At 61.7% G+C, this 26,898-nt stretch carries 26 protein-coding genes and 1 other RNA gene; 10 read left to right on the top strand and 17 right to left on the bottom strand.

The window, feature by feature from the left end:
* Positions 1 to 2: 2 nt before the first annotated feature.
* From mraY to rsmI, 9 genes are all read right to left on the bottom strand, one after another.
* Entirely contained in the window at positions 3 to 1,085 is a 1,083-nt protein-coding gene (gene mraY, locus M5C01_RS31260) for a phospho-N-acetylmuramoyl-pentapeptide-transferase (RefSeq protein ID WP_152741173.1), read from the bottom strand.
* Positions 1,085 to 2,467 carry a UDP-N-acetylmuramoyl-tripeptide--D-alanyl-D-alanine ligase gene (gene murF, locus M5C01_RS31255; protein WP_152741174.1) on the bottom strand — a complete coding sequence of 461 codons (1,383 nt, stop codon included), beginning with the start codon at positions 2,465 to 2,467 and terminating at the stop codon, positions 1,085 to 1,087. Before murF ends, mraY begins: the two co-directional genes overlap by 1 nt.
* Entirely contained in the window at positions 2,460 to 3,923 is a 1,464-nt protein-coding gene (locus M5C01_RS31250; RefSeq protein WP_152741175.1) for a UDP-N-acetylmuramoyl-L-alanyl-D-glutamate--2,6-diaminopimelate ligase, read from the bottom strand. Before M5C01_RS31250 ends, murF begins: the two co-directional genes overlap by 8 nt.
* Positions 3,923 to 5,659 carry a penicillin-binding protein 2 gene (locus M5C01_RS31245; RefSeq protein ID WP_177099622.1) on the bottom strand — a complete coding sequence of 579 codons (1,737 nt, stop codon included), beginning with the start codon at positions 5,657 to 5,659 and terminating at the stop codon, positions 3,923 to 3,925. The genes M5C01_RS31250 and M5C01_RS31245 overlap by 1 nt, the downstream gene beginning before the upstream one ends.
* Positions 5,659 to 5,952 carry a cell division protein FtsL gene (gene ftsL, locus M5C01_RS31240; RefSeq protein ID WP_100941296.1) on the bottom strand — a complete coding sequence of 98 codons (294 nt, stop codon included), beginning with the start codon at positions 5,950 to 5,952 and terminating at the stop codon, positions 5,659 to 5,661. The genes M5C01_RS31245 and ftsL overlap by 1 nt, the downstream gene beginning before the upstream one ends.
* The gene (rsmH, locus tag M5C01_RS31235) at positions 5,949 to 6,890 is read right to left on the bottom strand and encodes a 16S rRNA (cytosine(1402)-N(4))-methyltransferase RsmH (protein ID WP_103494606.1); all 942 of its coding nucleotides are present in this window, start codon (positions 6,888 to 6,890) and stop codon (positions 5,949 to 5,951) included. Before rsmH ends, ftsL begins: the two co-directional genes overlap by 4 nt.
* 2 nt (positions 6,891 to 6,892) lie before the next feature.
* Positions 6,893 to 7,348 (bottom strand): division/cell wall cluster transcriptional repressor MraZ, encoded by a 456-nt coding sequence (mraZ, locus tag M5C01_RS31230; RefSeq protein WP_100941295.1) that lies wholly within the window; start codon positions 7,346 to 7,348, stop codon positions 6,893 to 6,895.
* 310 nt (positions 7,349 to 7,658) lie between these two features.
* Positions 7,659 to 8,012: RNase P RNA component class A (gene rnpB / locus M5C01_RS31225), an RNA gene on the bottom strand.
* A gap of 132 nt (positions 8,013 to 8,144) precedes the next feature.
* Complete coding sequence (gene rsmI, locus M5C01_RS31220; RefSeq protein ID WP_177099470.1) at positions 8,145 to 8,999, bottom strand: 16S rRNA (cytidine(1402)-2'-O)-methyltransferase; 855 nt, start codon at positions 8,997 to 8,999, stop codon at positions 8,145 to 8,147.
* A gap of 236 nt (positions 9,000 to 9,235) precedes the next feature.
* Between rsmI and M5C01_RS31215 the strand changes: the two genes are divergently transcribed.
* The 4 genes from M5C01_RS31215 (at position 9,236) to M5C01_RS31200 (ending at position 12,724) form a co-directional block, all read left to right on the top strand.
* Complete coding sequence (locus M5C01_RS31215) at positions 9,236 to 11,047, top strand: penicillin-binding protein activator (RefSeq protein ID WP_152741177.1); 1,812 nt, start codon at positions 9,236 to 9,238, stop codon at positions 11,045 to 11,047.
* A complete protein-coding gene (locus M5C01_RS31210; protein WP_152741178.1) occupies positions 11,047 to 11,418 on the top strand; it encodes a YraN family protein in 372 nt (123 codons plus the stop codon). Before M5C01_RS31215 ends, M5C01_RS31210 begins: the two co-directional genes overlap by 1 nt.
* A gap of 137 nt (positions 11,419 to 11,555) precedes the next feature.
* On the top strand, positions 11,556 to 12,149 hold the full coding sequence (locus M5C01_RS31205) for a phosphoheptose isomerase (RefSeq protein WP_103494521.1): 594 nt from the start codon (positions 11,556 to 11,558) through the stop codon (positions 12,147 to 12,149).
* The gene (locus tag M5C01_RS31200) at positions 12,146 to 12,724 is read left to right on the top strand and encodes a BON domain-containing protein (protein WP_152741179.1); all 579 of its coding nucleotides are present in this window, start codon (positions 12,146 to 12,148) and stop codon (positions 12,722 to 12,724) included. Before M5C01_RS31205 ends, M5C01_RS31200 begins: the two co-directional genes overlap by 4 nt.
* A gap of 55 nt (positions 12,725 to 12,779) precedes the next feature.
* Here the strand turns inward: M5C01_RS31200 and M5C01_RS31195 are convergent, their stop codons facing one another.
* From M5C01_RS31195 to rplM, 7 genes are all read right to left on the bottom strand, one after another.
* Complete coding sequence (locus M5C01_RS31195; protein WP_103494519.1) at positions 12,780 to 13,193, bottom strand: ClpXP protease specificity-enhancing factor; 414 nt, start codon at positions 13,191 to 13,193, stop codon at positions 12,780 to 12,782.
* An 11-nt stretch (positions 13,194 to 13,204) separates the two neighbouring features.
* The gene (locus M5C01_RS31190; protein ID WP_103494518.1) at positions 13,205 to 13,822 is read right to left on the bottom strand and encodes a glutathione S-transferase N-terminal domain-containing protein; all 618 of its coding nucleotides are present in this window, start codon (positions 13,820 to 13,822) and stop codon (positions 13,205 to 13,207) included.
* Positions 13,823 to 14,007: 185 nt separating this feature from the next.
* The gene (locus M5C01_RS31185) at positions 14,008 to 14,787 is read right to left on the bottom strand and encodes a cytochrome c1 (RefSeq protein ID WP_152741180.1); all 780 of its coding nucleotides are present in this window, start codon (positions 14,785 to 14,787) and stop codon (positions 14,008 to 14,010) included.
* Positions 14,787 to 15,998: a cytochrome bc complex cytochrome b subunit gene (locus M5C01_RS31180; protein ID WP_100941287.1), complete on the bottom strand. Its 1,212-nt coding sequence runs from the start codon at positions 15,996 to 15,998 to the stop codon at positions 14,787 to 14,789. The genes M5C01_RS31185 and M5C01_RS31180 overlap by 1 nt, the downstream gene beginning before the upstream one ends.
* On the bottom strand, positions 15,998 to 16,594 hold the full coding sequence (petA, locus tag M5C01_RS31175; protein ID WP_152741181.1) for a ubiquinol-cytochrome c reductase iron-sulfur subunit: 597 nt from the start codon (positions 16,592 to 16,594) through the stop codon (positions 15,998 to 16,000). The genes M5C01_RS31180 and petA overlap by 1 nt, the downstream gene beginning before the upstream one ends.
* A 275-nt stretch (positions 16,595 to 16,869) precedes the next feature.
* Positions 16,870 to 17,262, bottom strand: a complete 393-nt coding sequence (gene rpsI, locus M5C01_RS31170; protein ID WP_103494515.1) for a 30S ribosomal protein S9 — start codon at positions 17,260 to 17,262, stop codon at positions 16,870 to 16,872.
* A 14-nt stretch (positions 17,263 to 17,276) separates the two neighbouring features.
* Positions 17,277 to 17,705: a 50S ribosomal protein L13 gene (rplM, locus tag M5C01_RS31165; RefSeq protein WP_060783310.1), complete on the bottom strand. Its 429-nt coding sequence runs from the start codon at positions 17,703 to 17,705 to the stop codon at positions 17,277 to 17,279.
* A 245-nt stretch (positions 17,706 to 17,950) separates the two neighbouring features.
* Between rplM and M5C01_RS31160 the strand changes: the two genes are divergently transcribed.
* Positions 17,951 to 18,991 (top strand): NADP(H)-dependent aldo-keto reductase, encoded by a 1,041-nt coding sequence (locus tag M5C01_RS31160; protein WP_152741182.1) that lies wholly within the window; start codon positions 17,951 to 17,953, stop codon positions 18,989 to 18,991.
* A gap of 129 nt (positions 18,992 to 19,120) precedes the next feature.
* On the opposite strand, the gene M5C01_RS31155 is transcribed toward M5C01_RS31160, so the two are convergent.
* A complete protein-coding gene (locus tag M5C01_RS31155; protein ID WP_177099620.1) occupies positions 19,121 to 20,266 on the bottom strand; it encodes an acyl-CoA dehydrogenase family protein in 1,146 nt (381 codons plus the stop codon).
* Positions 20,267 to 20,519: 253 nt separating this feature from the next.
* Between M5C01_RS31155 and M5C01_RS31150 the strand changes: the two genes are divergently transcribed.
* From M5C01_RS31150 to M5C01_RS31130, 5 genes are all read left to right on the top strand, one after another.
* Positions 20,520 to 21,416, top strand: coding sequence for a GlxA family transcriptional regulator (locus M5C01_RS31150; protein WP_177099618.1), 897 nt, complete (start codon positions 20,520 to 20,522; stop codon positions 21,414 to 21,416).
* A 137-nt stretch (positions 21,417 to 21,553) separates the two neighbouring features.
* Positions 21,554 to 23,533: an NAD(P)/FAD-dependent oxidoreductase gene (locus M5C01_RS31145; RefSeq protein ID WP_103494511.1), complete on the top strand. Its 1,980-nt coding sequence runs from the start codon at positions 21,554 to 21,556 to the stop codon at positions 23,531 to 23,533.
* 112 nt (positions 23,534 to 23,645) lie between these two features.
* Positions 23,646 to 24,542, top strand: coding sequence for a nitrilase family protein (locus M5C01_RS31140; protein WP_103494510.1), 897 nt, complete (start codon positions 23,646 to 23,648; stop codon positions 24,540 to 24,542).
* Positions 24,543 to 24,553: 11 nt separating this feature from the next.
* Positions 24,554 to 25,699 carry a hypothetical protein gene (locus tag M5C01_RS31135; protein WP_152741184.1) on the top strand — a complete coding sequence of 382 codons (1,146 nt, stop codon included), beginning with the start codon at positions 24,554 to 24,556 and terminating at the stop codon, positions 25,697 to 25,699.
* Between the two features lie 85 nt (positions 25,700 to 25,784).
* Positions 25,785 to 26,768, top strand: a complete 984-nt coding sequence (locus M5C01_RS31130; protein ID WP_152741185.1) for an asparaginase — start codon at positions 25,785 to 25,787, stop codon at positions 26,766 to 26,768.
* Positions 26,769 to 26,898 lie beyond the last annotated feature (130 nt).

Here is a 26,898-nt window from a genome sequence, read left to right as displayed (position 1 = left end):
TTCTACCTCAGCTTCAGGGTGGCAAGGCCGACCAGCACCAGGATCACGGTGATAATCCAGAAACGGACGATCACCCGTGGTTCGGGCCAACCCTTGAGTTCAAAGTGGTGGTGAATCGGCGCCATGCGGAACACACGGCGGCCAGTCAATTTGAAGGAAGCGACCTGGATCACCACCGACAGGGTTTCCATCACGAACACACCGCCCATGATGAACAGGACGATTTCCTGGCGGACGATCACCGCAATGGTGCCCAGGGCCGCGCCCAGCGCCAGTGCGCCAACGTCGCCCATGAAAACCTGGGCCGGGTAGGTGTTGAACCAGAGGAAACCCAGGCCGGCACCGATCAGCGCGCCGCAGAACACAATCAGCTCGCCCGCGCCCGGGACATAGGGAATCAGCAGGTATTCGGCGAACTTCACGTTACCCGACAGGTAGCAGAAGATCCCCAGCGCGCCACCGACCATCACCGTCGGCATGATCGCCAGGCCGTCGAGGCCGTCGGTCAGGTTGACCGCGTTGCTCGAACCGACGATGACCAGGTAGGTCAGCACCATGAAGCCTGCACCCAGGGGAATGCTGACATCCTTGAGCATCGGTATCAGCAAGGTGGTCTCGACCGGGCTTTGCGCGGTCATGAACAGGAAGATCGCTGCACCCAGGCCGAACACCGATTGCCAGAAATATTTCCAGCGACTCGGAAGACCACGGGAGTTCTTCTCGATCACCTTGCGGTAATCGTCGACCCAGCCGATAGCACCGAACAGCAGGGTCACCAGAAGGACTACCCAGACATAGCGGTTATGCAGGTCAGCCCACAGCAGGGTGCTGATACCAATGGAGGACAAGATCAACACCCCGCCCATGGTCGGCGTACCCGACTTGGAGAGTTGAGTTTTTGGACCGTCATCGCGAATCGGCTGACCGATCTGCCGATTTTGAAGGGTCCGAATCATCCATGGGCCGAGAAACAGCGACAGAGACAGCGCAGTCAGTACCCCGAGAATCCCGCGCAGGGTCAGGTACTGAAAGACCGCAAAGCCTTTGTAGAACTGTTGCAGGTACTCCGCTAGCAGCAGCAGCATTAATGCTTCTCTCCCTTGTGTTCGTCAGAAGCGGGCCCACACAAAGCCGCCACGATGTTTTCCATCGCAGCGCTGCGCGAACCCTTGATCAAAATGGTGGTGTCCGTGTCTTGCTCGGCGCCCAGCGCCGCGATCAGATCGGCCTGGGTGGCGAAATGACGGGCGTGCGGGCCAAAGGCGTTGACGGCATGAACCATCATCGGTCCCACCGCATACAGCGCTGAAACCTTGTCGGCGGCATAAGCGCCTACTTCACGATGTCCTTGCTCCGCCCACTCGCCCAACTCGCCGATATCTCCGAGCACCAGAACGGTGCGGCCGGAAAAGCCGGCGAGTATATCAACGGCGGCCGCGATTGAGGCAGGGTTGGCGTTGTAGGTGTCGTCAATGACGCGAATGCCATTGATTGCTAATTGCGCCACCGCGCGCCCCTTGACCGGTTGTACCGCTTCCAGCCCGGCAACGATGCCCGGCAGGGAAACGCCGAGGGCATGGGCGGCGGCGGCGGCGGCCAGGGCATTGGCCACGTTGTGGGTGCCCAGCAGGTTCAGTTGCACCCGGGCACTGCCCAGGGGACTGTGCAAATCGAAACCCGGGCAGCCCCGTGGATCACGGGAAATCTGTGCGCCATGGAAATCGGCGGCGGTGTTTTCCAGGGCAAAGCTCAGGACTTTTCGACCGGCGGCACGGGCTTGCCAGATAGCGAAAGCCTTGTCGTCCAGGTTGAGGACGGCCACGCCATCGGCTTGCAGCCCTTCAATGATCTCGCCCTTGGCCTCGACGATTTTCTCGGGACCACCGAACTCGCCGACATGGGCGGTTCCGGCATTGTTCAAGATGGCCACATGGGGCTTGGTCATGGCGACGGTATAGGCAATTTCGCCTAGGCGCGAAGCCCCCAGCTCGATGACCGCCGCACTGTGTTCCTGGGCTAGCTCGAGCAGGGTCAGTGGCACGCCCAGTTCGTTGTTCAGGTTGCCGCGAGTGGCCAGGACCAGGCCACGGGTGCGCAGGATGCTCGCGAGCAGCTCCTTGACCGTGGTCTTGCCGCTGGAGCCGGTAATGGCCGCCACCGGCTGGGTAAAGGCGGCGCGGTTCAGCGCGCCCAGCTGACCCAGGGCCAGACGGCAGTCGGCGACCAGCAACTGCGGCAGCTTGCTGCCGACCACTTCACGCTCGACCAGCGCCGCGACGGCGCCTTTGGCGGCGACATCGTCGAGATAATCATGACCGTCGAAACGCGGTCCGGTCAGCGCGACAAACAACTGGCCAGGCTGAATCGCCCGGCTGTCGATGCTCACGCCATTGAAACTGGCATCGGCCGTCAACAGGCGTGCCGACAAGGCCTTCGCCACTTCGCTGAGTTTCATCGCCTCAAGCATGGGCGACCTCCCAGGCATCCAGGGCCTTGGTGGCTTCGACCAGGTCGGAGAAGGCATGGCGCTGGCCGTTGATTTCCTGATAGTCCTCATGACCTTTACCGGCCAGGACAATCACATCGTCGGCCGAGGCGCCGGCAATCAGTTCGGCGATGGCCAGACCGCGACCGGCGACAAAACGGACCTTGTCCGTGGCCACGAAGCCGGCACGGATATCGTCGAAGATCCGCGAAGGGTCTTCAGTACGTGGGTTGTCATCGGTGACCAGCGCCACATCGGCCAGACGCTCGACCACTTCGGCCATCAGCGGGCGCTTGCCGCGATCACGGTCGCCACCGCAGCCGAACAGGCAGAGCAATTGACCCTTGGCGTGAGGACGCAGGGCCAGCAGGACTTTTTCCAGGGCATCCGGGGTGTGGGCGTAGTCGACCACCACCAGTGGCCGGGCACCACCGCCCAGGCGCTGCATACGACCGGCCGGACCTTCGAGCTGCGGCAGTACGCGCAGGATCTCGTCCAGCGGGTAATCCAGGCCCAGCAAGGCACCGACCGCCGCCAGCAGATTGCTCAGGTTGAAGCGTCCGAGCAGCGCACCGCGCAAGTGATGCTCGCCTTGCGGCGTCACCAACGTGGCGCGCACGCCTTCGTCGCTGAATTGCGCATCGCGACAATAGAGGTAGGCGCTCGGATCTTCCTGGCTATAGGTCAGCAAACGCGACTCATGCTTTTCCGCCGCCAACTGGCGACCGAACTCATCGTCGATATTGATGACCCGGCAGCTCAGGTCGGCCCAGCCGAACAACTTGGCCTTGGCCGCACCATAGGCTTGCATGGTGCCGTGATAATCCAGGTGATCGCGGGACAGGTTGGTCAGCACGGCCACATCGAATGCCAGCGCGGTCACCCGGCCCTGATGCAAGCCGTGGGAAGACACTTCCATGGCAACGGCCTTGGCCCCGGCTTTCTTCAAGTCGGCCAGGCTCGCCTGCACGGCAATCGGGTCCGGCGTCGTCAGCATGCCGCTCTGCAGCGCGCCGTAAAAGCCCGTACCCAGGGTGCCAAGAATGCCGCAATGCTGGCCCAGCAAATCGAGGGCCTGGGCAATCAACTGGCTGACACTGGTCTTGCCGTTGGTTCCGGTCACGCCCACCAGGTTCAGGTGGCGACTCGGATCACCGTAGAAACGCCCGGCGATATCGGACAGTTGCGCCGCCAGGCCCTTGACCGGGATCAGCGGCACATCGGTGATCGGCAGCACGGTGGCGCCTTCGACTTCATAGGCCACCGCCGCCGCGCCACGCTGCAAGGCGTCGGCAATATGGTTGCGACCGTCGACCTTGCCGCCCGGTATCGCCAGGAACAGGTCGCCGGCGCGGACTTTACGGCTGTCGAGGGCCAATTCGCGAATCAGCAGATCGCGACCGGCGTGGGCAAAAATCTTGTTCAAGCTCAGGGACATTAACCACGCCCTCCTTTTACCGGGGCAGGCGCGACAACGGCCTGCTGTTGGGGCGTTGTCGGCAAGTCGTCGGGGATGACGTTCATCAGGCGCAGGGTGCCGGACATGACTTTGCTGAAGACCGGTGCCGAGACCAGGCCACCGAAGTAACCGGCCTTGCTCGGTTCGTCGATCACCACCACGATGGCGTAGCGCGGATCGCTCATCGGGCCGAAACCGGCGAACAGCGAGCGGTAGGCGTTTTCTTCATAACCCTTGGTGCCGACCGAGGTCTTGCGCGCCGTACCGGACTTGCCGGCCACGTGATAGGCCGGCACTTTCGCGCGCCAGACACCCCGCGGCGCCTCGATCACTTGTTGCAACATACCTTGCATGGTCTTGGCGACATTTTCCGGGATAACCTGGGTACCCTCGGGAGCCTTGTCGGTCTTGATCAAGGTCAGCGGCACGATCTTGCCGTTGTTGGCCAGGGCCGAGAAGGCGTGCACCAGCTGGATCGCGGTCACCGACAGGCCGTAGCCGTAGGACAGGGTTGCGGTCTCGGCCTTGCGCCACTCGCGGTAGTTCGGCAGGTTGCCGACCCGCTCGCCGGGGAAGCCAAGGCCGGTGTCCTGGCCCAGGCCGACTTTCTGCATCACGCGGAAAATCGCTTCGCCGCCGATATCGAAGGCGACCTTGCTCATGCCGACGTTACTGGAGTTGATCAGGATGCCGGTCAGGTCGAGTACCGGGCCTTCGGTCTTGGACACGTCACGAATGGTGTACTTGCCCAACTGCAGGGTACCGGGGTAGACCTCGACCGTATCGCTGGGCTTCCAGCGGCCGGTTTCCAGGGCCGCGCTCATGGAGATCGGCTTCATGGTCGAACCCGGCTCGAACACGTCGATCATCGCGCGGTTGCGCATCATCGCCGGTTGCAGGTTGCGCCGGTTGTTGGGGTTGTAGGTCGGCTGGTTGACCATGGCGAGGATCTCGCCGGTCTTCACGTCCATGATCACCAGACTGCCGGCCTTGGCGCCGTTTTCCACCAGGGCGTTGCGCAGCTCGCGGTTGGCCAGGTATTGCAGGCGCAGGTCAATGGACAACGCCAAGGGCTTGCCGGCCTTGGCGTTTTTGGTCACCTGGACATCCTTGATCAGCCGGCCGCGCCGGTCCTTGATCACCTGTCGCTTGCCGGGCACCCCGGCCAGCCACTCGTCGTAGGCCAGCTCCACCCCTTCGCGACCGTGGTCGTCGATGTCGGTAAAGCCGACCATATGGGCCGCCACTTCACCGGCCGGGTAGAACCGCCGGAACTCCTCGATGCCGTAGACGCCGGGAACCTTGAGGTCGAGCACGGACTGGCCCTGCTCCGGGGTCAGGCCACGGACCAGGTAGATGAATTCTTTATTGGCCTGCTGTTCCAGGCGTTCGGTCAGCAGCTTCGGGTCCTGCCCGAGCGCCATCGCCAACGCCGGCCAGCGATCCTTGGCCAGTTGCATTTCCTTGGCGTTGGCCCACAGCGTGGTCACCGGGGTACTGACGGCCAGGGGCTCGCCATTGCGATCGGTGATCAGGCCACGGTGCGCCGGAATCGGGATATGCCGCATGCTGCGCGCATCGCCCTGGCCGATCAGGAACGCCCGGTCGATCACCTGCAGGTCGACGATCTTCCAACTGATATAGCCGACCATGATCGCCAGTGCGCCGAGGACCACGCGGAAGCGCCAGGGATAGAGCGCGCCTTCGAGTTTCATCATGGCGCCACCATCCTGACTTCGGATGGGCTGGGGATGCGCATCTTCAGTTGTTCGGTGGCCAGGGTTTCGATCCGGCTGTGGGCGGTCCAGGTGCTCTGCTCGAGAATCAGGCGACCCCATTCGGCCTGGGCCTTGTCACGCACGCTCAGCTCGTTGTACAGCGAGTTGAGCAGTTGACGGTTCCAGTGCGCGCTGTAGGCCACGCCGATGGCGGAAACCAACACGGCGACAAACAGCAGGAACATGAAAAAGCTTCCGCCGGGAAGTGGCTTGGCGTAGAGCTTGCTCACCGCAACTTCTCCGCGACACGCATGACGGCGCTGCGCGCACGCGGGTTGGCCTTGAGCTCGGCTTCGGAGGCGAACCGGGCCTTGCCATGCACTTTGATCCGCGGCTCGAAAGCCTGGTGGCGGACCGGCAGGTTACGCGGCAGGTTGTCGCTTTCGCCCTTGACCAGGCGGCGCATGAACAGTTTGACGATACGGTCTTCCAGCGAGTGGAAGCTGATGACCACCAGGCGGCCACCGACTTCCAGGGCGTCGAGCGCCGCTTCGAGGCCGGTTTCCAGGTCGCCCAGTTCGTTGTTGACGTGGATGCGCAGGCCCTGGAACGCGCGGGTCGCCGGATTCTTGCCCTTTTCCCAGGCCGGGTTGGCCACCTTCAGCACTTCGGCCAGGTCGGCGGTGCGCTCGAAGGGCTTGATCACACGACGCTCGACCACGGCCCGGGCCATACGGCCGGAGAAACGTTCTTCGCCGTACTCCTTGAACACCCGGGCAATTTCTTCAGCCGGTGCGGTGGCGATGAACTCAGCCGCACTGATGCCACGGGACGGGTCCATACGCATATCCAGCGGACCGTCGTTCATGAAACTGAAGCCACGCTCCGGGTCGTCGAGCTGCGGCGAAGACACACCCAGGTCCAGCAGGATGCCGTTGACCTTGCCGGCCATGTCGCGCTCGACGATTTCCGAACCGAGCTCGGCAAAGCTGCGCTGCACAACGACAAAGCGGCCGTCTTCGGCCGCTAGCGCTTGCCCGGTGGCAATCGCCTGAGGATCCTTGTCGAATCCGAGGAGTCGGCCACCCGGCCCGAGCTTGCTGAGGATCAGCCGACTATGCCCGCCACGGCCGAAGGTGCCATCCAGATAGCAGCCATCAGGGCGTACGGCGAGAGCCTCGACGGCTTCGTCAAGCAGTACGGTGATGTGGTTAAAGCCGCTATCAATAGTCACAGGATCAGATCACGCAGTTCATCAGGCATCGCGCCCGGTTGTTGAATGGCCGCCAGGTCCGCTGCCGATACAGCGTTCCAGGCGTCCTCGTCCCACAGTTGAAACTTGTTCAGTTGGCCTACCAGCATCGCGTGCTTGTCCAGCTTCGCATACTCACGCAGGCGCGGCGGCACCAGGAAACGGCCGCTGCCGTCGAGCTCGAGGTCGACGGCATTACCAATCAGCAAACGCTGCAGCCGGCGGTTCTCTTCCCGCAACGACGGCAACGCCCGCAGCTTGGTTTCAATCAGTTCCCACTCGTCGAGCGGGTACACACACAAACAGGGGTCCACGGCATCAATGGTCACGATCAGTTGGCCGGAACTACGCGAAACGAGCTCGTCACGGTACCGGCTCGGCATAGCGAGACGGCCCTTTGCATCGAGACTGATAGCGTTGGCTCCGCGAAACACAGCTGCGTTTCTCCAAATATTAGCGTTTTACGTCAAAAAAACCCACTTCATGCCACTTTCCTCCACTTGCGCACACTATAGGAATGCGCCCACCACACCGTCAAGGCGCGGTCTTAAGGAAAAGCCTTACAGATCGGAGATTTAGGAGCATAAAAGGAGGTAATTCGACAATCGGGAGAGTGTTTCCGGAGACGAACTTCAACGCGCTGAGAAATTTGAGCGCGGAAGTTAAAGTGATTTGTGAAGAGTAAGATTTTTTCGGTATTACAAATGCGCTTCTGCCAGCGATTGCGTGCAGGGAGGGAAAGAGGTGGAGAGTCGATCTGTAAGCCGGGTTCTGTCGAGGACAGTCATTCCTCTACGATGGCCATCACTGGACATCTTTAGCAACCTACCCGGTTCCAGCGCGGGCCACGCCTTGGAACCCTATTTGGTCTTGCTCCGAGTGGGGTTTACCTAGCCACGAACTGTTGCCAGCCGTGCGGTGCGCTCTTACCGCACCTTTTCACCCTTACCGGCGCCGAAGCGCTTAGGCGGTTATTTTCTGTGGCACTTTCCGTAGGCTCACGCCTCCCAGGCATTACCTGGCACTCCGCCCTATGGAGCCCGGACTTTCCTCCCCCCCCTAATTTTCATAGGGGGCAGCGACTGTCCAATCGACTCTCCGCCGCGAAGGTTACCGGCACATGCCCTGAAGGACAAGCATTAAAGGCGTTTCGCCACAGGGTGCTGTCCCGGCAAACACCGCCAGGCCGGATCCCACACCTGGATCGGATCCAACCCACAGCAAAATCAGTCAGGCATTTTTCTGCCGATCCAGCGCCACCTGATACAGCAGGTTCTTGCGCACCCCGGTGATTTCCGCCGCCAGGGCCGCGGCGCGCTTGAGCGGCATTTCCTCGAGCAACAGGTCGAGGACGCGCATCGCCTCGCTGCCGACTGCGTCGTCGTTTTCCGGTGCCGTCCAGCCGGCGACCAGCACCACGCACTCGCCACGCTGCTGATTGGCGTCCGCTTCGACAAAGCCGCGCAGTTCGCTCAGCGGCAAGCCCTTGAGGGTTTCGAAGGTCTTGGTCAGTTCACGGGCCAGCAGTGCCGGGCGCTCGGCGCCGAAAACCGTCTCCATGTCCTGCAGGCATTCAAGGATCCGATGCGGTGCCTCATAGAAGATCAGCGTGCGCGGCTCTTCCTTGAGCAGCTCCAGGCGAGCCCGACGCCCCACCGCCTTGGCCGGCAGGAAACCTTCGAAAATGAACCGATCGGACGGCAGCCCCGCCGCCGAGAGCGCGGCGATCAATGCGCAAGCGCCGGGAACCGGCACTACACTGATACCTGCCGCCCGCGCCTGACGCACCAGGTGATAACCGGGATCGGAGATCAACGGCGTGCCCGCATCGGAGATCAGCGCCACGTCCTCGCCCGCCAGCAACTTGGCGATGAAACGGCTGCCTTCGTCACGTTCGTTGTGCTCGTGACAGGCCGCAAGCGGTGTCGTAATTCCGAAGTGCTGCAACAATCTGAGGGAGTGGCGGGTGTCTTCCGCGGCAATCAGCGACACGTCGCGCAACACCTTCATGGCCCGCGCACTGATGTCATCCAGGTTGCCAATGGGCGTCGCCACCACATAAAGCGAGCCGACAGCGGAATTCAAAGCACCTGGAGCAGTCAAAGCGCATACCTCGAGAAGAACGAAAACGCCATTGTAGCGCGTAGCCGCCCTGCCGATATGCTTCACAACGGCGAGCGCGGGCCCAAAAGGCGAGCGATTCGAGCGCCGTGACACGCTTTGTACGACCTAATTTGACCGTTTCACGCCAGTAACATCGCGCCCCGGCCAGTGCTTGGGTACAATTCCACGCTCATATGATCGAGTATCAGGAACACTACATGATCGCTTGCCTGCGGCTGTTCTCTGCCCTCTGCCTCGCTGCCTTGCTGGCGGCTTGCGCCAGCTCGCCCTCTTCCAGCCTTGGCGAACTCCCACGGACCCCGAATGCCAGCATCGAGCAACTGCTCGAGCAGGCGGCTTCCAGCAAGACGCCGGAACAAGCCGCCCTGCTGCGCCTGACCGCTGCCGACCTGGCCTATCGCCAGAAAGACAGCGGCCGCGCCTCGCAGATTCTCGCGCAGGTACCGCTGGATACCCTCAAGCCGGCACAGCAGGTGTACGCCAGTACCCTGGCGGCCGAACTGGCGATGACCCGCAACCAGCCCAAGGCGGCGCTGACCGCCTTGAGCCATCCGAGCCTGGAGCGCCTCAGCGAGCTGCCGGTGGACCAGCAGATTCGCACCCAGACCGTGCGCGCCCGTGCCCTTGAAGCCGACGGCCAGACCCTGGCCGCCGCTCGCGAGCGCATCTTCATCGCCCCGCTGCTCAGCGGCGATGCGGCGAAAAGCAATCACGAAGCCATCTGGGCACTGATCGCGGCCCTGCCGACCGACCAGCTGCAACCCACCGGCAACGACGATCTCAGCGGCTGGTTGAGCCTGGCGCTGGCGGTGAAATCGTCCGGCACCCTGGAACAGCAACAGGCGGCCATCGATACCTGGCGCGCGCAGAACCCCAAGCACCCGGCCGCCGTGCAATTGCCGCTGCCCCTGGTGAAACTCAAGGAACTGGCCAGCCAGCCGCTGAGCAAGATCGCCCTGCTGCTGCCGCAGGACGGCCCGCTGGCCTCGGTCGGCAAGGCCCTGCGTGAAGGCTTCATGGCCGCTCACTACCAGGCCCAGCAGGCCGGCCAGAAGCCGCCGGTCATCGAGTTCTACGACAGCTCGCGCCTCACCTCCCTCGACGACTTCTATCGCAAGGCCCAGGCCTCCGGCGTGCAGTTGGTGATCGGTCCGCTGGAGAAGCCGCTGGTCAAGCAGCTCAGCGCCCGTGCGCAATTGCCGATCACCACCCTGGCGCTGAACTACAGCGAAAGCGCGCAGAACCCGGCGCAGTTGTTCCAGTTCGGCCTCGCCGCCGAAGACGAAGCCCGCGAAGTGTCCCGTCGCGCCCGTGCCGACGGCCTGCACCGTGCCGCCGCCATGGTGCCGAAAGGCGAATGGGGTGATCGCGTGCTCAAGGCCTTCCGCCAGGATTGGGAAGCCAACGGCGGCACCGTGGTCGGTATCGAACGTGTCGATCAACCGGTCGCCCTGGCCCAGCAGATCGCCGACCTGTTCCAGCTGCGCCAGAGCGAAGGCCGCGCCAAGAGCCTGCAAAACACGGTAGGCGGCCAGGTCGCCGCCCAACCGTCGCGTCGCCAGGACATCGAGTTCATCTTCCTCGCCGCGACACCGCAACAGGCGCAGCAGATCAAACCGACCCTGAACTTCCAGTACGCCGGTGATGTACCGGTGTATGCGACCTCCCACGTGTTCAGCGCCACCGGCGACCAGAACCAGTACAACGACATGAACGGCGTTCGTTTCTGTGAAACCCCTTGGCTGCTGGACGCCAATGACCCGCTGCGCAAACAGGTCACCGCGCAATGGCCACAAGCCAACGGCGCCCTCGGTCGCTTGTATGCCATGGGTGTCGACGCTTATCGCCTGGCGCCACGCCTGGGTCAACTCAAGGCCCTGCCCGACAGCCGTATCGAAGGTCTCTCCGGCAGCCTGAGCATGGATCCGGGACAACGGGTCGAACGCCAGCTGCCCTGGGCCCAGTTCGTCAGCGGTCAGGTCCAGCGCCTGCCGGATACGCCGCACTGATGGCACCCGCCGCCCACCTGGAACACGGCAAGGATGCCGAGCTCCTGGCGCTGCGGCACCTTGAACAACAGGGGCTGCGCCTGCTGGCGCGGAACTGGACATGCAAACGGGGCGAGCTTGATCTGGTCATGCTCGACGGCGATACAGTAGTATTCGTCGAAGTTCGTTACAGGAAAAACACCCAATGGGGTGGCGCACTGGGCAGCATCGATGCCCGCAAGCGCAAGAAGGTAATATTCGCCGCGCAGTATTTCCTGCAACGCGAGTCACGCTGGGCCCATTGCCCTTGCCGCTTCGACGTGGTGGCCATAGACGGCCCGGTCGAGGCGACACCCCAGTTGAACTGGCTACGGAATGCCTTCGACAGCTGATCCAGGCTGTCGACCCGGTTACTCTTTTCACCCACCGATTTTGCTCTTTGCTTTGCGGGCTGCACATTCTTGTGCCGGGCAGCTACCGGGAAAACCCGGTCCGCGCTCGACCAGCCGCCCTACTTAAGGTTACGTAGATGGACATGCAATCCCGAATTCGCCAGCTTTTCCAGGCCAGTATCGACACCAAGCAACAGGCGATGGACGTTCTTGCACCTCACATCGAGCAAGCCAGCCAGGTCATGGTCAATGCCCTGCTCAACGAAGGCAAAATGCTCTCCTGCGGCAATGGCGGCTCCGCTGGCGATGCCCAGCACTTTTCCTCGGAACTGCTCAACCGCTTCGAGCGCGAGCGACCGAGCCTGCCGGCCATTGCCCTGACCACCGACAGCTCGACCCTCACCTCGATCGCCAATGACTACAGCTACAACGAAATCTTCTCCAAGCAGATCCGCGCACTGGGCCAACCGGGCGACGTGCTGCTGGCGATTTCCACCAGCGGCAACTCCGCCAACATTATTCAGGCCATCCAGGCCGCACATGATCGCGAAATGGTTGTCGTAGCCTTGACGGGACGCGACGGCGGCGGCATGGCTTCCCTGCTGCTGCCCGAGGATGTCGAGATTCGCGTCCCGGCCAACGTCACCGCACGTATTCAGGAAGTCCACCTGCTGGCGATCCATTGCCTCTGCGATCTGATCGACAGCCAATTGTTCGGGAGTGAAGAATGACCATCAATCGCCTTAGCCTGCTGGCCTTGACCCTGTGCCTGGGCATCAGCGGCTGCAGTTCGGTACTGACCGCCACCCGCGACGAGCCGATCAACGACGATCGCGGAACCCGCACCCTGGGCAGCAAGATCGATGATTCGCTGATCGAGACCAAGGTCGCGGTCAACGTCGCCAAGGCCGATCCCGCCCTGGATAACGGCTCGCACATTGTCGTCACCAGCTATAACGGCATTGTCCTGCTGGCCGGCCAGACCCCACGCGAAGACCTCAAGGCCAAGGCCGAACAGGCCGCCGCCGCGGTTCAACGAGTGAAGAAGGTCAACAACGAGCTGCAGGTCATCGAACCGTCCTCGCTGCTGGCCCGCAGCAGCGACAACTGGCTGACCACCAAGATCAAGACCCAGATGCTGACCGATAACAGCATTCCCGGTTCGCGCATCAAGGTCGTCACCGAGAACGGCATCGTCTACCTGCTGGGCCTGGTGACCCAGGACGAAGGCGCCCGCGCCACCAACCTGGTGCAGAGCGTCGGCGGCGTGCAGAAGATCGTCAAGCTGTTCGAGTACATCGACTGATCCGCTGCCAGAATGCAGATGTAAAAAAGGCGCCTCATTCGAGGCGCCTTTTTTATTACTTCACCACCTTCAAGCTTGGCCGACCGCTAGGACGCGGCGGCTCGGAACCTGGCGGCGGACCGTCATCATCCGGCTCGACCCCATCGTCGCCCTCCAGGGGCGCTTCCAGCTCGAACACCATGCCCTGGCCGTTCTCCCGGGCGTAGATCCCGAGAATGGCGCTGATCGGCACGAAAAGCGTGTGCGGTACACCACCGAAACGCCCCTCGAAGCTGACCGCCTCGTTGTCCATGTGCAAGTGACGCACCGCGCTGGGCGAAACGTTCAAGACGATTTGCCCGTCGCTGGCAAAACCTTGCGGCACCTGGACCGAGGGATACTCGGAATTGACCAGTATGTGCGGCGTACAATCGTTATCCACTATCCATTCGTACAGAGCACGAACCAAATAAGGGCGACTGGAGTTCATAAAACGGCTCCTTAGCGCATATCGCGTTCAACACCAGACAAGCTTGCCTGGAAAGCCTCACGCGCAAACTGGCGCTCCATATAATCGAGCAACGGCTTTGCGGGCCGCGGCAATTCAATACCCATAATCGGCAGACGCCAGAGTATCGGTAATAGACAGCAGTCCACCAGACTTTGCTCATTACTCAGGAAAAATGGCTTGTCGGCAAACAACGGCGACGCCCCTGTCAGGCTCTCGCGCAATTCCTTACGCGCCTGCACCCGCGCCGGCTCCTTGCTGCGCGAATCCAGAATCACATCCACCAACGCACACCAGTCGCGCTGAATGCGATGGATCAGCAAACGGCTGTTGGCCCGTGCCACGGGATAAACCGGCAGCAGCGGTGGATGCGGATAACGCTCATCCAGGTATTCCATCACCACGGTCGACTCCCACAACGCCAGGTCACGATCGACCAGGGTGGGCAGGCTGCCGTAAGGGTTCACCTCGATCAGCTTCGGCGGTTGACGCCCCGCTTCCACGGTAATGATCTCGGCGCTGACACCCTTCTCCGCGAGCACGATGCGCACCCGGTGGGAATAGTGGTCGGCGGGGTCGGAGTAACAGGCCAACCGGTTGGTCACGCCCATGGCGGTCCTCCTCGCTTGTTGAAATTATTGAAAACGGAAAAACGAGCGCGCCCAAGACAAGCCTCCCGCAGCCCCAAAACAGAGCGAGGGTGAAACCGTTGCCGGCTCACCCCGCCCGTCCTTGCTGGCTACATCTTCAGAGGCACCCTTGGGCGCGCACGATTGACAGCTATGTTACAACGTTATCAATGCACATCCTTCCAGTATTCGCGCTTGAGCAGATAAGCGAACACGAAGAAGAAGGCCAGGTACAGCAAAACGTAGGTACCGATGCGCTGATGCTCCAGCTTCACCGGGTTGGCCGAGTAGGCCAGGAAGGTCACCAGATTCTTGACCTTCTCGTCGAATTGCTCTTCGTTCAAGGCACCGGTTTTCGGCACGATGGTCAACTGGTCGCACGCTTCATGGGTCAAAGGCGTACCGGTCAGCGGATCATACTGCTTCTTGCCCTCCTCGACGATTTGAACCTGCTTGCAACCGACGACCTGACGCCCCTGCAGGCCCACCAGCACGTTGGGCATGCCGACGTTCGGGAAGACCTTGTTGTTCACGCCCCAGGGACGCGCGGGGTCTTCGTAGAAGGATCGCAGGTAGCCATAGAGCCAGTCGGTGCCGCGTACGCGGGCCACCAGGGTCAGGTCAGGCGGTGCCGCGCCGAACCAGGCCTTGGCGTCGGCCGGCTGCATGCCGATGGTCATGTGGTCGCCGATCTTGGCACCAGTGAACACCAGGTTCTTGAGCATCAGGTCATGGGGAATCCCCAGGTCATCGGCGACACGTTCATAGCGCTGGAACTTGGCACTGTGGCAACCCATGCAATAGTTGGCAAAGGTCCGTGCACCATCCTGCATGGCCGCCTTGTCGGAAACATCGATGTTGACCTTTTCAAGATCAGGACCATGCTCGTCAGCGAAAGACAGGAGTGGCAGGGCCACAAGCATCAAGACTGCAAATAATTTTTTCATCAGCCAGTCACCCTTTCCGGTACCGGTTTGGTCTTCTCGAGCCGGGTATAGAACGGCATCAGAATGAAGTAGGCGAAGTACAGGACCGTGCAGATCCGCGACAGCAGCGTGCGCTCCGGCGTCGGCGGCATCACACCCAGCCAGCCGAGGGTAACGAAGGCGATGCAGAACACCCACAACCAGATCTTGCTCAGCCAACCCTTGTAGCGCATCGACTTCACGGGACTGCGGTCCAGCCACGGCAGGACGAACAGCACGGCGATCGACGCGCCCATGGCCATGACACCCATGAGCTTGTCCGGAACCGCCCGCAGGATCGCGTAGAACGGCGTGAAGTACCAGACCGGGGCAATGTGCTCGGGGGTCTTGAAGGCGTTGGCCACTTCGAAGTTGGGTTTTTCGAGGAAATAGCCGCCCATTTCCGGGAAGAAGAACACGATGGAGCAGAAGATGAACAGGAACACCACCACGCCGACGATATCCTTCACGGTGTAGTACGGGTGGAAGGCAATGCCATCCAGCGGTACGCCGTTCTCGTCCTTGTGCTTCTTGATGTCGACGCCATCCGGGTTGTTCGAACCGACCTCGTGCAGCGCCAGTACGTGCAGCACCACCAGGCCGAGGATGACGATCGGCAGGGCCACCACGTGCAGGGCGAAGAAGCGGTTCAGGGTAATCCCGGAAATCAGGTAGTCACCACGAATCCACTGGGTCAGGTCGTTGCCGATGACCGGGATCGCACCAAACAGCGAGATGATCACCTGGGCCCCCCAGTAGGACATCTGCCCCCACGGCAGCAGGTAGCCCATGAACGCCTCGGCCATCAGCGCCAGGTAGATCAGCATGCCGAACAGCCACACCAGCTCACGGGGTTTCTGGTACGAACCGTAGAGCAGGCCACGGAACATGTGCAGGTAGACCACGATAAAGAACGCCGAAGCGCCGGTGGAGTGCAGCAGGCGCAGGATCGAGCCGTACTCGACGTCACGCATGATGTATTCGACGGAGGCGAAGGCTTCTTCCGCCGAAGGGGTGTAGCTCATGGTCAGCCAGACACCGGTGACGATCTGATTGACCAGTACCAGCAGGGCCAGGGAGCCAAAAAAGTAGAAAAAGTTGAAGTTCTTCGGAGCGTAATACTTGCTGAGATGGTCTTCCCACATCTTGGTGGCGGGAAAGCGCGCATCGACCCAATCCATGAACTTGCTCATCACGCTTTCTCCATATCGACGCCAATCACAACAATCGTGTCGGACTCATAGGAATGCGGCGGAACTGGCAGGTTCAAAGGCGCGGGTTGCGACTTGTAGACTCGGCCAGCCAGATCGTAGTGAGAACCGTGGCAAGGGCAGAAATAGCCACCGACCCAGTCGGCGCCCAGATCGGCGGGCGCCACTTCCGGACGGAAGGTGGGTGAGCACCCCAGATGCGTGCAGATACCGATCAACAGCAGCAGCTCTGGCTTGATCGCGCGATTCTTGGGGTCGACATAGGTGGGTTGTACAGAAGCCTTGGACTCGGGGTCGGACAAGCGATCCTCGATCTTGGCCAGATTACCCAGAATCTCGGGGGTCCGATGGACGATAAAGACCGGTTGACCTCGCCACTCGGCAATCATCTGCTGTCCGGGTTCAATCTTGCTGATATTCACCTTCACGGGTGCCCCCGCGGCTTTCGCCTTGGCACTGGGAAACCATGACCCCACGAACGGGACCGCAGCCCCCACCGCTCCTGCAGCTCCTACCACGGATGTGGCTGCTACGAGGAAGCGACGCCGGCCTGCATTCACGCCGTCATTGCTACTCATTCAGTCCTCTCCCATCAGCTTTGTGGCCTGTTAAATCAGGCGTCTACTAAGTGAATTTTTGTACTTATAAATTTTGCCGAATGGTAATGAAAAGCCACACGTATGACAAGGTAATTACCAGCCCCACCCTGCCCCAAGCCTTGTAGTATAGGGGCTCTACGGATGTGGCAAGTTGTCACAGGAAAATATTTCGCCCATAAAAAAACCCGGTTTCGCGAGGAAACCGGGCTTTTTGTAGAACGTATGCTGAAACGTAGAGCCGGTACGGGACCGAATTAACGCTTCGAGTACTGCGGACGCTTACGCGCTTTACGCAGACCGACTTTCTTACGTTCAACTTCACGAGCATCGCGGGTTACGAAGCCGGCTTTGCGCAGAGCACCGCGCAGAGTCTCGTCGTAATCCATCAGAGCACGAGTGATACCGTGGCGGATTGCGCCAGCTTGACCACTTACACCACCACCGATGACAGTGACGTAGATATCGAATTTCTCGGTAGTCTCAGTCAGTTCCAACGGCTGGCGAACTACCATGCGGGCAGTTTCGCGACCGAAGAACGTGTCCAGGGTGCGGTTGTTGATGGAGATGTTACCAGTACCCGGACGCAGGAAAACGCGTGCGGTTGCGGTCTTGCGACGGCCAGTGCCGTAATTTTGAGTCGCCGACATAATGAACTATTCCGTTAAATCTTCAGTTCTTGGGGCTGCTGAGCAGTATGAGGGTGAACAGCGCCCGCATAGACTTTCAGCTTACGGTACATGTCGCGACCCAGCGGGTTCTTAGGCAGCATGCCTTTGACCGCGGTCTCGATCACGCGCTCAGGGGCTTTAGCGATCAGCTTTTCGAAGTTGATCGACTTGATGCCGCCCGGGAAACCGGAGTGGGAGTAGTACATTTTGTCGGTGGTTTTAGCACCGGTTACACGAATCTGCTCGGCATTGATCACAACGATGTAGTCACCGGTGTCGACGTGCGGAGTGTATTCGGCTTTGTGCTTGCCACGCAGGCGGCTCGCGATTTCGGTGGCCAGACGACCCAGGGTCTGACCAGCAGCGTCGACGATAAACCAGTCGCGCTTAACTGTTTCCGGTTTAGCAGTAAAAGTTTTCATTCTTTATAGCCTCAGGGGCCGCCTGTAAATAAGACGGCGGATCTTACTGAATAGTGCGTACTTTGACAAGGTCAAAGGCAGCCGGATACAGACGCTTTCGGGGGCTCGGGTCGGCGCGTCCGTTCAACGGCAAGATTCTTTGGCGGCGGCGCATCACTTCCACTGCATAAAGAGGTGCGTAATTATGCAGATTGCGAAAAAAATTTCAACCTGCTTTTATGATCGTTTCCCCACAGGAGCAGCCAATGGAATACCGTCAGCTAGGCCGGACCGATCTGAACGTGAGCGCAATTTGCCTGGGGACCATGACCTGGGGCGAGCAGAACACCCAGGATCAAGCCTTTGCCCAGATCGAACGGGCGAAAGGTGCCGGGATCAATTTCATCGACACCGCCGAGATGTACCCGGTACCGCCCAAGGCCGAAACCTACGCCAGCACCGAGCGCATGATCGGCAACTGGTTCAAGCAGCGCGGCGACCGTGCCGACTGGATCCTGGCGAGCAAGATCGCCGGCCCCGGCAACGGCATCGGCTATATCCGCGACGGCCAGCTCAAGCACAACCGCCAGCATATCGTCCAAGCCCTGGACGCCAGCCTCAAGCGCCTGCAGACCGACTGGATCGATCTCTACCAGTTGCACTGGCCGGAACGCAGCACCAATTTCTTCGGCCAACTGGGCTACAAGCACAAGGCCGACGAAGACTTCACGCCGATCGAGGAGATCCTCGAAGCGCTGGACGAACAGGTCAAGGCCGGCAAGATCCGCCATATCGGCCTGTCCAACGAAACCCCGTGGGGCACCATGAAATTCCTGCTCGAGGCCGAGCGCCGCGGCTGGCCGCGGGCGGTGTCGATCCAGAACCCCTACAACCTGCTCAACCGCAGCTTCGAAGTAGGCCTGGCGGAAGTCGCCCTGCGCGAACAGTGCGGCCTGCTGGCGTACTCGCCGATGGCCTTCGGTTTCCTCTCGGGCAAGTATGAAGGCGGCGCCCGGCCGGACAAGGCACGCCTGAGCCTGTACAGCCGCTTCAGCCGTTATTTCAACCCGCAATCGGAAGCGGCGTGCAGCCGTTATGTCGCCCTGGCCCGTGAACACGGCCTGGACCCGGCGCAGATGGCCCTGGCATTTGTCACCCAGCAACCGTTCGTCACCAGCAACATCATTGGCGCGACGACGCTGGAGCAGTTGGACAGCAACATTGCCAGCGCCGACCTGAAGCTGTCGGAGGAAGTGCTGGCGGGGATCGAGGCGATCCACAAGGATCATCCGAACCCGGCGCCGTAAGCCTACCGGTGTAGGAGCGAGCTTGCTCGCGATGGTAGTCGGAACACCGCGGGGTATCAGGTTTCCCGCGTCATCGTTGACGGCCATCGCGAGCAAGCTCGCTCCTACAGTGAGATTGAGGCGTGCCTGTCAAAGCGACCGGGCAATGATCTCCTTCATGATCTCGTTGGTCCCGGCATAGATGCGCTGCACCCGTGCATCCGCCCAGGCCCGGGCCACCGGGTATTCCCACATGAACCCGTAGCCGCCATGCAACTGCACGCACTCGTCGAGCACCTTGCATTGCAGGTCGGTGCCCCAGTACTTGGCCATCGCCGCCGTCGGCACATCGAGCTGGCCTTGCAGATGCAACTCCAGGCAGCGGTCGACAAACACCCGGCCGATCTGGATCTCGGTGGCCATTTCCGCCAGCTTGAAGCGCGTGTTCTGGAAGTCGGCAATGGATTTGCCGAAGGCCTTGCGCTCGCGGGTGTACTCCAGCGTCCATTGCAACGCCGCCTCGGCCGAGGCCAAACCGCCGATCGCCACCGTCAGGCGCTCCTGGGGCAGCTCCTGCATCAAATAGGCAAAACCCGCTCCGGCCTGCCCCAGCAGATTTTCCCGGGGCACCCGCACATCCTGGAAAAACAGCTCGGAAGTGTCCTGGGCCTTCATGCCGACCTTTTCCAGGCGCTTGCCCTTGGCGAACCCCGGCGTATCGGCCTCGACCAGGAACAGGCTGATCCCCTTGGCCCCGGCCTGGGGATCGGTCTTGGCGACGACAATCACCAGGTCGGCGAGAAAGCCGTTGGTAATAAAGGTCTTCGAGCCATTGAGCACATACTCGTCACCGTCCAGCACTGCCGTGGTCTTCACCCCTTGCAGGTCGGAGCCGGCCCCCGGCTCGGTCATCGCAATGGCCGTGACCATTTCGCCGGACACCAGCTTGGGCAGGTACTTGAGCTTCAGCGCCTCGCTGCCGTAATGCAGGATATAAGGCGCGACAATATCCGAATGCAATGAGAAACCGATGCCGCTCAGGCCCTGCCGGCTGATTTCCTCGATCACCACCGCGCTGTAGAGAAAATCCGCCGCCATGCCGCCGTAGGCCTCCGGCAGATGGGAACAGAGCATCCCCTGCGCCCCCGCCTTGTTCCACAACTCGCGGTCGATATAGCCGCGTTTCTCCCACTGCCCATGGAAGGGCGCCGCCTCCTGCTCGAGAAACTTGCGCACACTGCTGCGAAATAGCTCGTGCTCGGAACTGAACAGGGTTCTGGGAATCATCGGGGGCACCTGCAAGGACACTGAGGCCAGGATTGGCCCATAGAGCCTATGCCAGTGTTTTGCCGGGTAACACTGGACACATGCGACAAAAAATAAGACGATCCAGCCGTCTGTTGACCACTTTCCCCTATAAGAACTTTCCGCTAATAAGAACAATGGAATTATGGCTAATCCACTCTCCACGCCCTTGCGGCGCGTCAGCATCCTGGCTATCGACCGGGTATTCGCTTCCACCCTTATGCAAGCCAAGGACTTCTTCCACCTGGCCAGCCTGCGCTACGGCAAACAGCTCGGCCATGGACTCACCAAGGCCTTCGAGACCCGCCTGGTCAGCCCCGACGGCAAGCCGGTGTGCAGCTTCAGCGATGTGATCCTGCCGGTGGACGGCGGCCTGGAAAATGCCGATGTGATCATCCTGCCGGCGTTCTGGGACGACTTCGAAACCCTCTGCCGGCGCTACCCCCAGGTCATGCCCTGGCTGCGCGAGCAGCATGCCCGCGGCGCCGTGCTCTGCGGCGAGGCCACCGGGGTGTTCTGGCTGGCAGAAGCCGGCCTGCTCGATGGCAAGGAAGCGACCACCTACTGGCGCTTCTTCAACGCCTTCAGCGAACGCTACCCCAATGTCCAGCTGAACCAGGACAAGCACCTGACCGACGCCGACAACCTCTACTGCGCCGGCGGCACCACCTCGGCCTGCGACCTCTATATCTACCTGATCGAACGCTTCTGCGGGGCCAACGTCGCCCAGGCCGTAGCCCGCGATATCCTCTATGAAGTCCAGCGCAGCTACGCCCCGGGGCGTATCGGCTTCGGCGGCCAGAAGCTGCACCAGGACGTGATCATCCTGCAGATCCAGCAATGGCTCGAAGAGCATTTCGCCGACAAGTTCCGCTTCGAGGATGTCGCCCGGGAACACGGCATGAGCATTCGCAACTTCATGCGCCGCTTCCAGACCGCCACCGGCGACAAGCCGTTGCACTACCTGCAACGCTTGCGCATCGAGACCGCCAAGGGCCTGCTCTCGGGCACCCGTAAAAGCATCAAGACCATCAGCTATGAAGTCGGCTATGACGATGCCAGCTTCTTTGCCCGACTGTTCCGCCAACACACCGAACTGTCGCCCAACCAGTATCGCCAGCAGTTCCAGCAAGCGGCGTGAAGCCCGTGCGCCGTTTTCGACACTAAACGAAAGCGGCGCGCAACCTTGCATAATTAATTACCACAGCGCCCTGCCCTCGCCTTCGTAGACTCGCTCCGGCAATCACTACCGATTGCCACTGACAAGGAGCGTCGTACATGCCTATTGGATTGGCTCAACAGCAGCCCTCATTCCCTACACCGACGGTGGAACCCCAGCGCGCCTGGCGCGCCCGTTTCCCCAACCCGCCGGACCTGTGCTTCGACTACCGCCGGTTGGTCGAGCAACCCGGCGGCGTCGCCCGCGCCACGGACCGCGCCCACCGGATCTGCATCATCGGCGCCGGCGTCACCGGCCTCAGCGCGGCTCACGAGCTGCTGCGCTGCGGCTTCACGGACATCACCCTGCTCGAACAGTCCCGGCGCATCGGCGGCCGGCACCTGACCGTGATCGACAAAAGCCAGCCCGCCACCACCGGTTCCACCCCCTTCGAAATGGGCGCGATGCGCCTGCCGTACTTCAACCGCGAGGGCGAGGCACCGCTGCAAGGGCGCTCCGTGCTCGCGCACTACACCGAGCAGTTCAACCTGCGCCTTTCGGATTTCGCCAACCCCGGCAGCGCCCAGGTCAGGAGCACCGGAATTTTCCTCCGCGAGGGCCTGCTGGAGGGGCAGGAAACCCCGCGGATGCTGATCTGGGACAACCGCGACGGGCAGACCCCGCCACCGGGAAAACTGCTGAAACAGGTCCACGAAAAATGGCGCCTGTTCGCCGAGCGCATGACCCGCCAGGTCGAGGCCCACTACGCCAGCGACGGCTGGGAAGACCTCTGGGCGGCGATTGTCCGGCGTTATGAGAGCCTGTCGTTTCGCAACCTGGTCACGCTGCCGGCCATCAGCCACTGGCATGCGGACGACCCGGGCAATTTCGGCGGCGTCGGCATGAGCGCCGAAGAGTCGGCGATCTTCTATGCCATCGGCATCGGCGACGGCAGTTGGGGCGCGTTCTATGACGCCTGCAGCCTGTACCCGATCCGCACCGCGATCTTTGGTTTCAGCCATCGCCTGCAATTGATGCACGGCCGCGTCGATGAGCACGGCAATCCGCTGCCGTCGCCGCATCTGCAGGCCGGCACGCTGCTCGACTGCAACGGCCTGGCCTTCGATGCCCCGCGCTACCTGGGTGTCGCCGCCCTGGACGAATGCCTGTTGTTCATGCCGGTCGAAGGGCGTGGCCTGTCCTTCTACGAACATTGCCGACAGCGCGGTGCCGGGTTCGCCACCCAGGCCCAGGTCAACGGCCTGAGCAAACTGCCCAACCAGCAGATTCGCGTCGACTACGCCTGGCAATGGGACGATCCGCAACGCCGCGAGCTGCGCAGCGAGGTCTTCGACTCGGTGATTCTCACCCTGCCGTCCTGGTTGATCGAAACCACCGTCGAGCTCAAGGGTTTCGACGAGCGGATGCTGCCGTTCCACATCCGCAGCGCCTACAAGACCGCCCACTGGGAAACCAGCTGCAAGGTGTTTGCGCCGCTGAAAAAAAGCTTTTTCACCGAGCCCCACGGCATCCCCCAGGCGCTGGTCACCGACAGCCTGATCCACGACATGTACACCTATAGCTACAACGACACCTATCCGTATGACTGCATCCTGCTGAGTTACACCTGGGAGGACGATGCGACCAAACTTGCGCTGTTTTCGGACCAGGAGCTGGTGGAAAAATGCGTCGGCGAACTGGATCGGATCCTGCTGCACGCGAGCAATATCAATCAGCGGATCTCGCCCTATATCGATACGCAAAAGGCCGCGGTGCATCGCTGGATGAGTGATCGTAATGCCCTGGGAGCCGCCAAGCTCTATCGCCCCGGCACCTATTACGAAGCCATCGACCTGATGAACTACAACCGCCACTACTCCGCCCGCTCCGGGCTCTACCTGTGCGGCGAATCCTTTTCGGTCGACGCCGGCTGGACCGAGCCCTGCCTGCGGGGCGCCCTCGATGCCACGATCCATCTGTGCCAACGCACCGGTGCAATATTCAATGGAGGTTTCAGCTTGAAGCACTACCCCGAATACAGCGGGCGACCACCCGCCAACAACCCACCAACTGCGTTCAGTATTCCCAGGGCGGTCTAGGAAATACCCGACTGACTTACCGGAGGGCCACCGACATACACCACTCATTGAATAGCTTCTCATAGGTTCATCAACCCATTCGGGTTGAATAACAAGAATGAGAGCACCTCAAATGAATGAATCTCGCCCCGCTGTCAGTCCCGTACGCGTTGCCGTCGTGCAGTTCGATCCCCAGGCTGGTGTTGCCCACACCCCGTATAACCTGGACCGCAGCCTTGCGCTGGCGGGCCAGGCGGTGCGCGGCGGCGCCAACCTGATCGTGCTGCCGGAACTGGCCAACACTGGCTACAGCTTCCAGAACCGCCAGGAAGCCTTCCTCCACGCCGAAGCTGTACCGCAAGGTCCCAGCGTGCAGGCCTGGGTAAATTTCGCACAAGAGCATCGGATTTACCTGGCGGCCGGCGTCGCCGAATGTGACGGGGTGCAGTTGTTCGACACCGCGGTGCTGGTGGGCCCGGACGGGTTTATCGGCAAGTACCGCAAGGCGCATTTATGGAACGAGGAGAAGCTCTGGTTCACCCCGGGGGACCTGGGCTTTCCGGTTTTCGACACACCCATCGGGCGGATCGGCCTGCTGATCTGCTGGGATATCTGGTTTCCCGAAGTACCACGCCTGTTGAGCCAGCAGGGCGCGGATATCATCTGCAGCCTGAACAACTGGGTCTGGACCCCGCCGCCGCTGTTCGACGAGACCGGCAAATGCATGGCCTCGTACCTGACCATCACCGCGGCCCACGTCAATAACGTGTTTATCGCCGCGGCCAATCGCGTCGGCAGCGATCGCGGCGAGCGCTTCCTCGGCTGCTCGCTGATCGCCGGGACCAACGGCTGGCCCCTCAGCGAGGTAGCCTCGCCCATCGATGAGGCCGTGCTGTTTGCCGATATCGATCTGGTCAGCGCCCGCAGCGCGCCGATCTGGAACAGCCTGAACGACCTGCCCAGGGACCGCCGGACCGACCTCTACGACGGTATGCTCGGCTACCTCCGCCATCCTTCCCTGCCGCGCTGAAGGAGGTCGGGATGAACACTGTCTCCAACCCGAGCCGGCTCGTCGGCCTGCTCGGCCTGGGCCTGATCCTGCTGGTCTGGATGAGCCTGCCCTTCGGCGGGTCCGGCTACCTGCATATGATGGACAACCTGCCCGCCCCCGGTGCCTGGCTGCGCTGGGTGCTCGGCGATATCAGCGAAATGGCTTTCTACAAACATGAGCTGGCTTCGTTGGGCCTGCTGGCCGGTGCCGGCCTGGCCCATTGGGCCCATCGCCGGGGCAAGGCCTGGCAGGGCTTTGCCATCTGCTATGGCAGCGGCCTGTGGCCCTGGCTGATCGGCAGTTCGCTGCTGGGCCTGCTGCTGAGCAACCTGCTGTGGGGCTGGAGCGTGCCGCGTTATGGCTGGCAACCGACCTTCGCCGCCTTTGTCTCCGTTCCCGCAGCCACCGTGCTGCTGTTTGGCCCGGGGATGCGGATCGCTGCCAGCGGTGCAGTCATGGGGGCGCTACTGGTCACGCCGTTATGCTTGCTGCTGGTCAACTTTGTCTGCAATCCGTTGAACCTGCCGGCGGTGATCGGCAATGTGCTGGGGATGGCTCTCGGCAGCGTGATGGCCTTTACCCTGTGTCGGCGTTGGCCGGCACTGGTGAAACCGGAACCGGCGATGGTCACCGCACCAGCGCCTGTGCCGAAAGCCAGTAATCACGGGCTGGTCTGGGGCATGCGCCGGGTACTCGCCGACTTTTCCGAAGCGCCGTTCTTCGGTAACGAATGGGCGAGCCTGGGATTGCTGTTGGGGGTATTGCTGGCCTACGGGCTCAACCCCGCCGGGCCAGCCTACGGCTCGGACCTGCTGCTGCCGATACTCGCGGCCCAGGCCCTGGCGTCGGCCATCGGTGTGATGGTCTGGCGACAGCAATGGATTGCGCGGGGTTGGTACCCGACCTATATCCCGATTGTCTCCGTCGCCCCGGCCGCCGTGCTGATCCATGGCGGCGGAACACTGGTGGTGATCGCCAGCGCCCTGCTCGGCGCCTTGATCGCACCGCCGCTGGCCGTCGTCCTGTCGCGGCGGGTCCCGGGGCATATGCACCCGTATATCGGCAATGTGCTGTCGATGGCGCTCAGCACGGCACTGATCGTGCCGCTGCTCGGCGGGTTGCTCAGGCTGGTCTGAATCGAACAGCGCTTTTCCCTCCACCCGGCGGTACTCTGGTGCCGCCGGCATCGCCTCTTCCCGACCTTTTATCAGCGAGAGCTCCATGTCCTTGCCTCAACTTTCCATCGCCGCCCTGGGCGGCACTGCCAGCATGCAAGCCGCCCGCCCGGACCAGGGCGTGGTGCCCAGCGTCAACGGCCAGGCCCTGCTGGAGCGGGTGCCGCTGCTGGCGACTCTGGCCCGGATCCACGTCGAGACCCTGTGCCTGCAACCCAGCGCCTCGCTGGACTTCGACTTTCTGCTCGATGTCCTCAACTGGGCCAGGCATCAAGTCGAACAAGGCGCCAGCGGCGTGGTGGTCACCCAGGGCACCGACACCCTGGAGGAGACCGCGTTCTTTTTCGAACTGCTCTGGGATCGCGAGGAGCCGCTGGTGCTGACCGGGGCGATGCGCTCAGCCGCCGAGATCAGCGCCGATGGTCCGGCGAACCTGCTGCATGCGGGCTTGGTTGCCCTGTCGAGCACCAGTCGCGGGCGTGGCGTGCAGGTGGTGCTCAATGGCCAGGTCCACGCCGCGAGCCGTGTGCGCAAGAGCGATGCCCTGGCATTGGAAGCCTTCAGCTCACCGGTGTTCGGCCCCAATGGTCTGATCATCGAAAATGCCGTGCGTTATCTGCACGCTCCTGCGCCGAGAAAAATTTTGCCGTTGCCGGTTCGCAGTGGGCAGCGGATCGCTCTGCTCGAAGCGACACTGTCAGCCGATACGCTGATGTTGGAGAAGCTGCCGGAGTTGGGCTACGACGGTCTGGTGATCGCCGGTTTCGGTGCCGGTCATGTCAGTGAAGCTTGGGCCAAGGCGATCACGTCATTGGCGTTGAAGATCCCGGTGGTGATCGGTACACGTACCGGGGCCGGTTCAACGGCGAGTCACTCCTATGGCTTTGTCGGCAGCGAAATTGACCTGATCCAGCGTGGAGCGCAGATGGCGGGGTTTCTGTGTCCACGCAAGGCGCGGATTCTGTTGTGGCTGCTGATCGGCTGCCAGCGAAGCAGCGAGCTGCCGGAGTACCTGCGGCATTTCGGATAAGCCCTGTAGAAGTCAAGACCGCCAAAAGCTTCGCGGGCAAGCCCTGCTCCTACAGGTCCATGCCGTACAAAAGATCCGTGTCCGACGCCGTACTGTAGGAGCTTGGCTTGCCAGCGAAGGGGCCATCAAG

It is taken from the genome of Pseudomonas sp. MWU12-2319, assembly GCF_023242525.1.
Classification (GTDB): domain Bacteria; phylum Pseudomonadota; class Gammaproteobacteria; order Pseudomonadales; family Pseudomonadaceae; genus Aquipseudomonas; species Aquipseudomonas gingeri_D.
This window is presented reverse-complemented; position numbering and strand designations above follow the sequence as displayed.

What these genes read in the sequence shown, in the direction of transcription:
- mraY (WP_152741173.1), bottom strand. Translation starts at nt 1,085, where the DNA reads ATGCTGCTGCTGCTAGCGGAGTACCTGCAACAGTTCTACAAAGGCTTT.
- murF (WP_152741174.1), bottom strand. Translation starts at nt 2,467, where the DNA reads ATGCTTGAGGCGATGAAACTCAGCGAAGTGGCGAAGGCCTTGTCGGCA.
- M5C01_RS31250 (WP_152741175.1), bottom strand. Translation starts at nt 3,923, where the DNA reads ATGTCCCTGAGCTTGAACAAGATTTTTGCCCACGCCGGTCGCGATCTG.
- M5C01_RS31245 (WP_177099622.1), bottom strand. Translation starts at nt 5,659, where the DNA reads ATGAAACTCGAAGGCGCGCTCTATCCCTGGCGCTTCCGCGTGGTCCTC.
- M5C01_RS31215 (WP_152741177.1), top strand. Translation starts at nt 9,236, where the DNA reads ATGATCGCTTGCCTGCGGCTGTTCTCTGCCCTCTGCCTCGCTGCCTTG.
- M5C01_RS31210 (WP_152741178.1), top strand. Translation starts at nt 11,047, where the DNA reads ATGGCACCCGCCGCCCACCTGGAACACGGCAAGGATGCCGAGCTCCTG.
- M5C01_RS31205 (WP_103494521.1), top strand. Translation starts at nt 11,556, where the DNA reads ATGGACATGCAATCCCGAATTCGCCAGCTTTTCCAGGCCAGTATCGAC.
- M5C01_RS31200 (WP_152741179.1), top strand. Translation starts at nt 12,146, where the DNA reads ATGACCATCAATCGCCTTAGCCTGCTGGCCTTGACCCTGTGCCTGGGC.
- M5C01_RS31195 (WP_103494519.1), bottom strand. Translation starts at nt 13,193, where the DNA reads ATGAACTCCAGTCGCCCTTATTTGGTTCGTGCTCTGTACGAATGGATA.
- M5C01_RS31190 (WP_103494518.1), bottom strand. Translation starts at nt 13,822, where the DNA reads ATGGGCGTGACCAACCGGTTGGCCTGTTACTCCGACCCCGCCGACCAC.
- M5C01_RS31185 (WP_152741180.1), bottom strand. Translation starts at nt 14,787, where the DNA reads ATGAAAAAATTATTTGCAGTCTTGATGCTTGTGGCCCTGCCACTCCTG.
- M5C01_RS31180 (WP_100941287.1), bottom strand. Translation starts at nt 15,998, where the DNA reads ATGAGCAAGTTCATGGATTGGGTCGATGCGCGCTTTCCCGCCACCAAG.
- petA (WP_152741181.1), bottom strand. Translation starts at nt 16,594, where the DNA reads ATGAGTAGCAATGACGGCGTGAATGCAGGCCGGCGTCGCTTCCTCGTA.
- rpsI (WP_103494515.1), bottom strand. Translation starts at nt 17,262, where the DNA reads ATGTCGGCGACTCAAAATTACGGCACTGGCCGTCGCAAGACCGCAACC.
- rplM (WP_060783310.1), bottom strand. Translation starts at nt 17,705, where the DNA reads ATGAAAACTTTTACTGCTAAACCGGAAACAGTTAAGCGCGACTGGTTT.
- M5C01_RS31160 (WP_152741182.1), top strand. Translation starts at nt 17,951, where the DNA reads ATGGAATACCGTCAGCTAGGCCGGACCGATCTGAACGTGAGCGCAATT.
- M5C01_RS31145 (WP_103494511.1), top strand. Translation starts at nt 21,554, where the DNA reads ATGCCTATTGGATTGGCTCAACAGCAGCCCTCATTCCCTACACCGACG.
- M5C01_RS31140 (WP_103494510.1), top strand. Translation starts at nt 23,646, where the DNA reads ATGAATGAATCTCGCCCCGCTGTCAGTCCCGTACGCGTTGCCGTCGTG.
- M5C01_RS31135 (WP_152741184.1), top strand. Translation starts at nt 24,554, where the DNA reads ATGAACACTGTCTCCAACCCGAGCCGGCTCGTCGGCCTGCTCGGCCTG.
- M5C01_RS31130 (WP_152741185.1), top strand. Translation starts at nt 25,785, where the DNA reads ATGTCCTTGCCTCAACTTTCCATCGCCGCCCTGGGCGGCACTGCCAGC.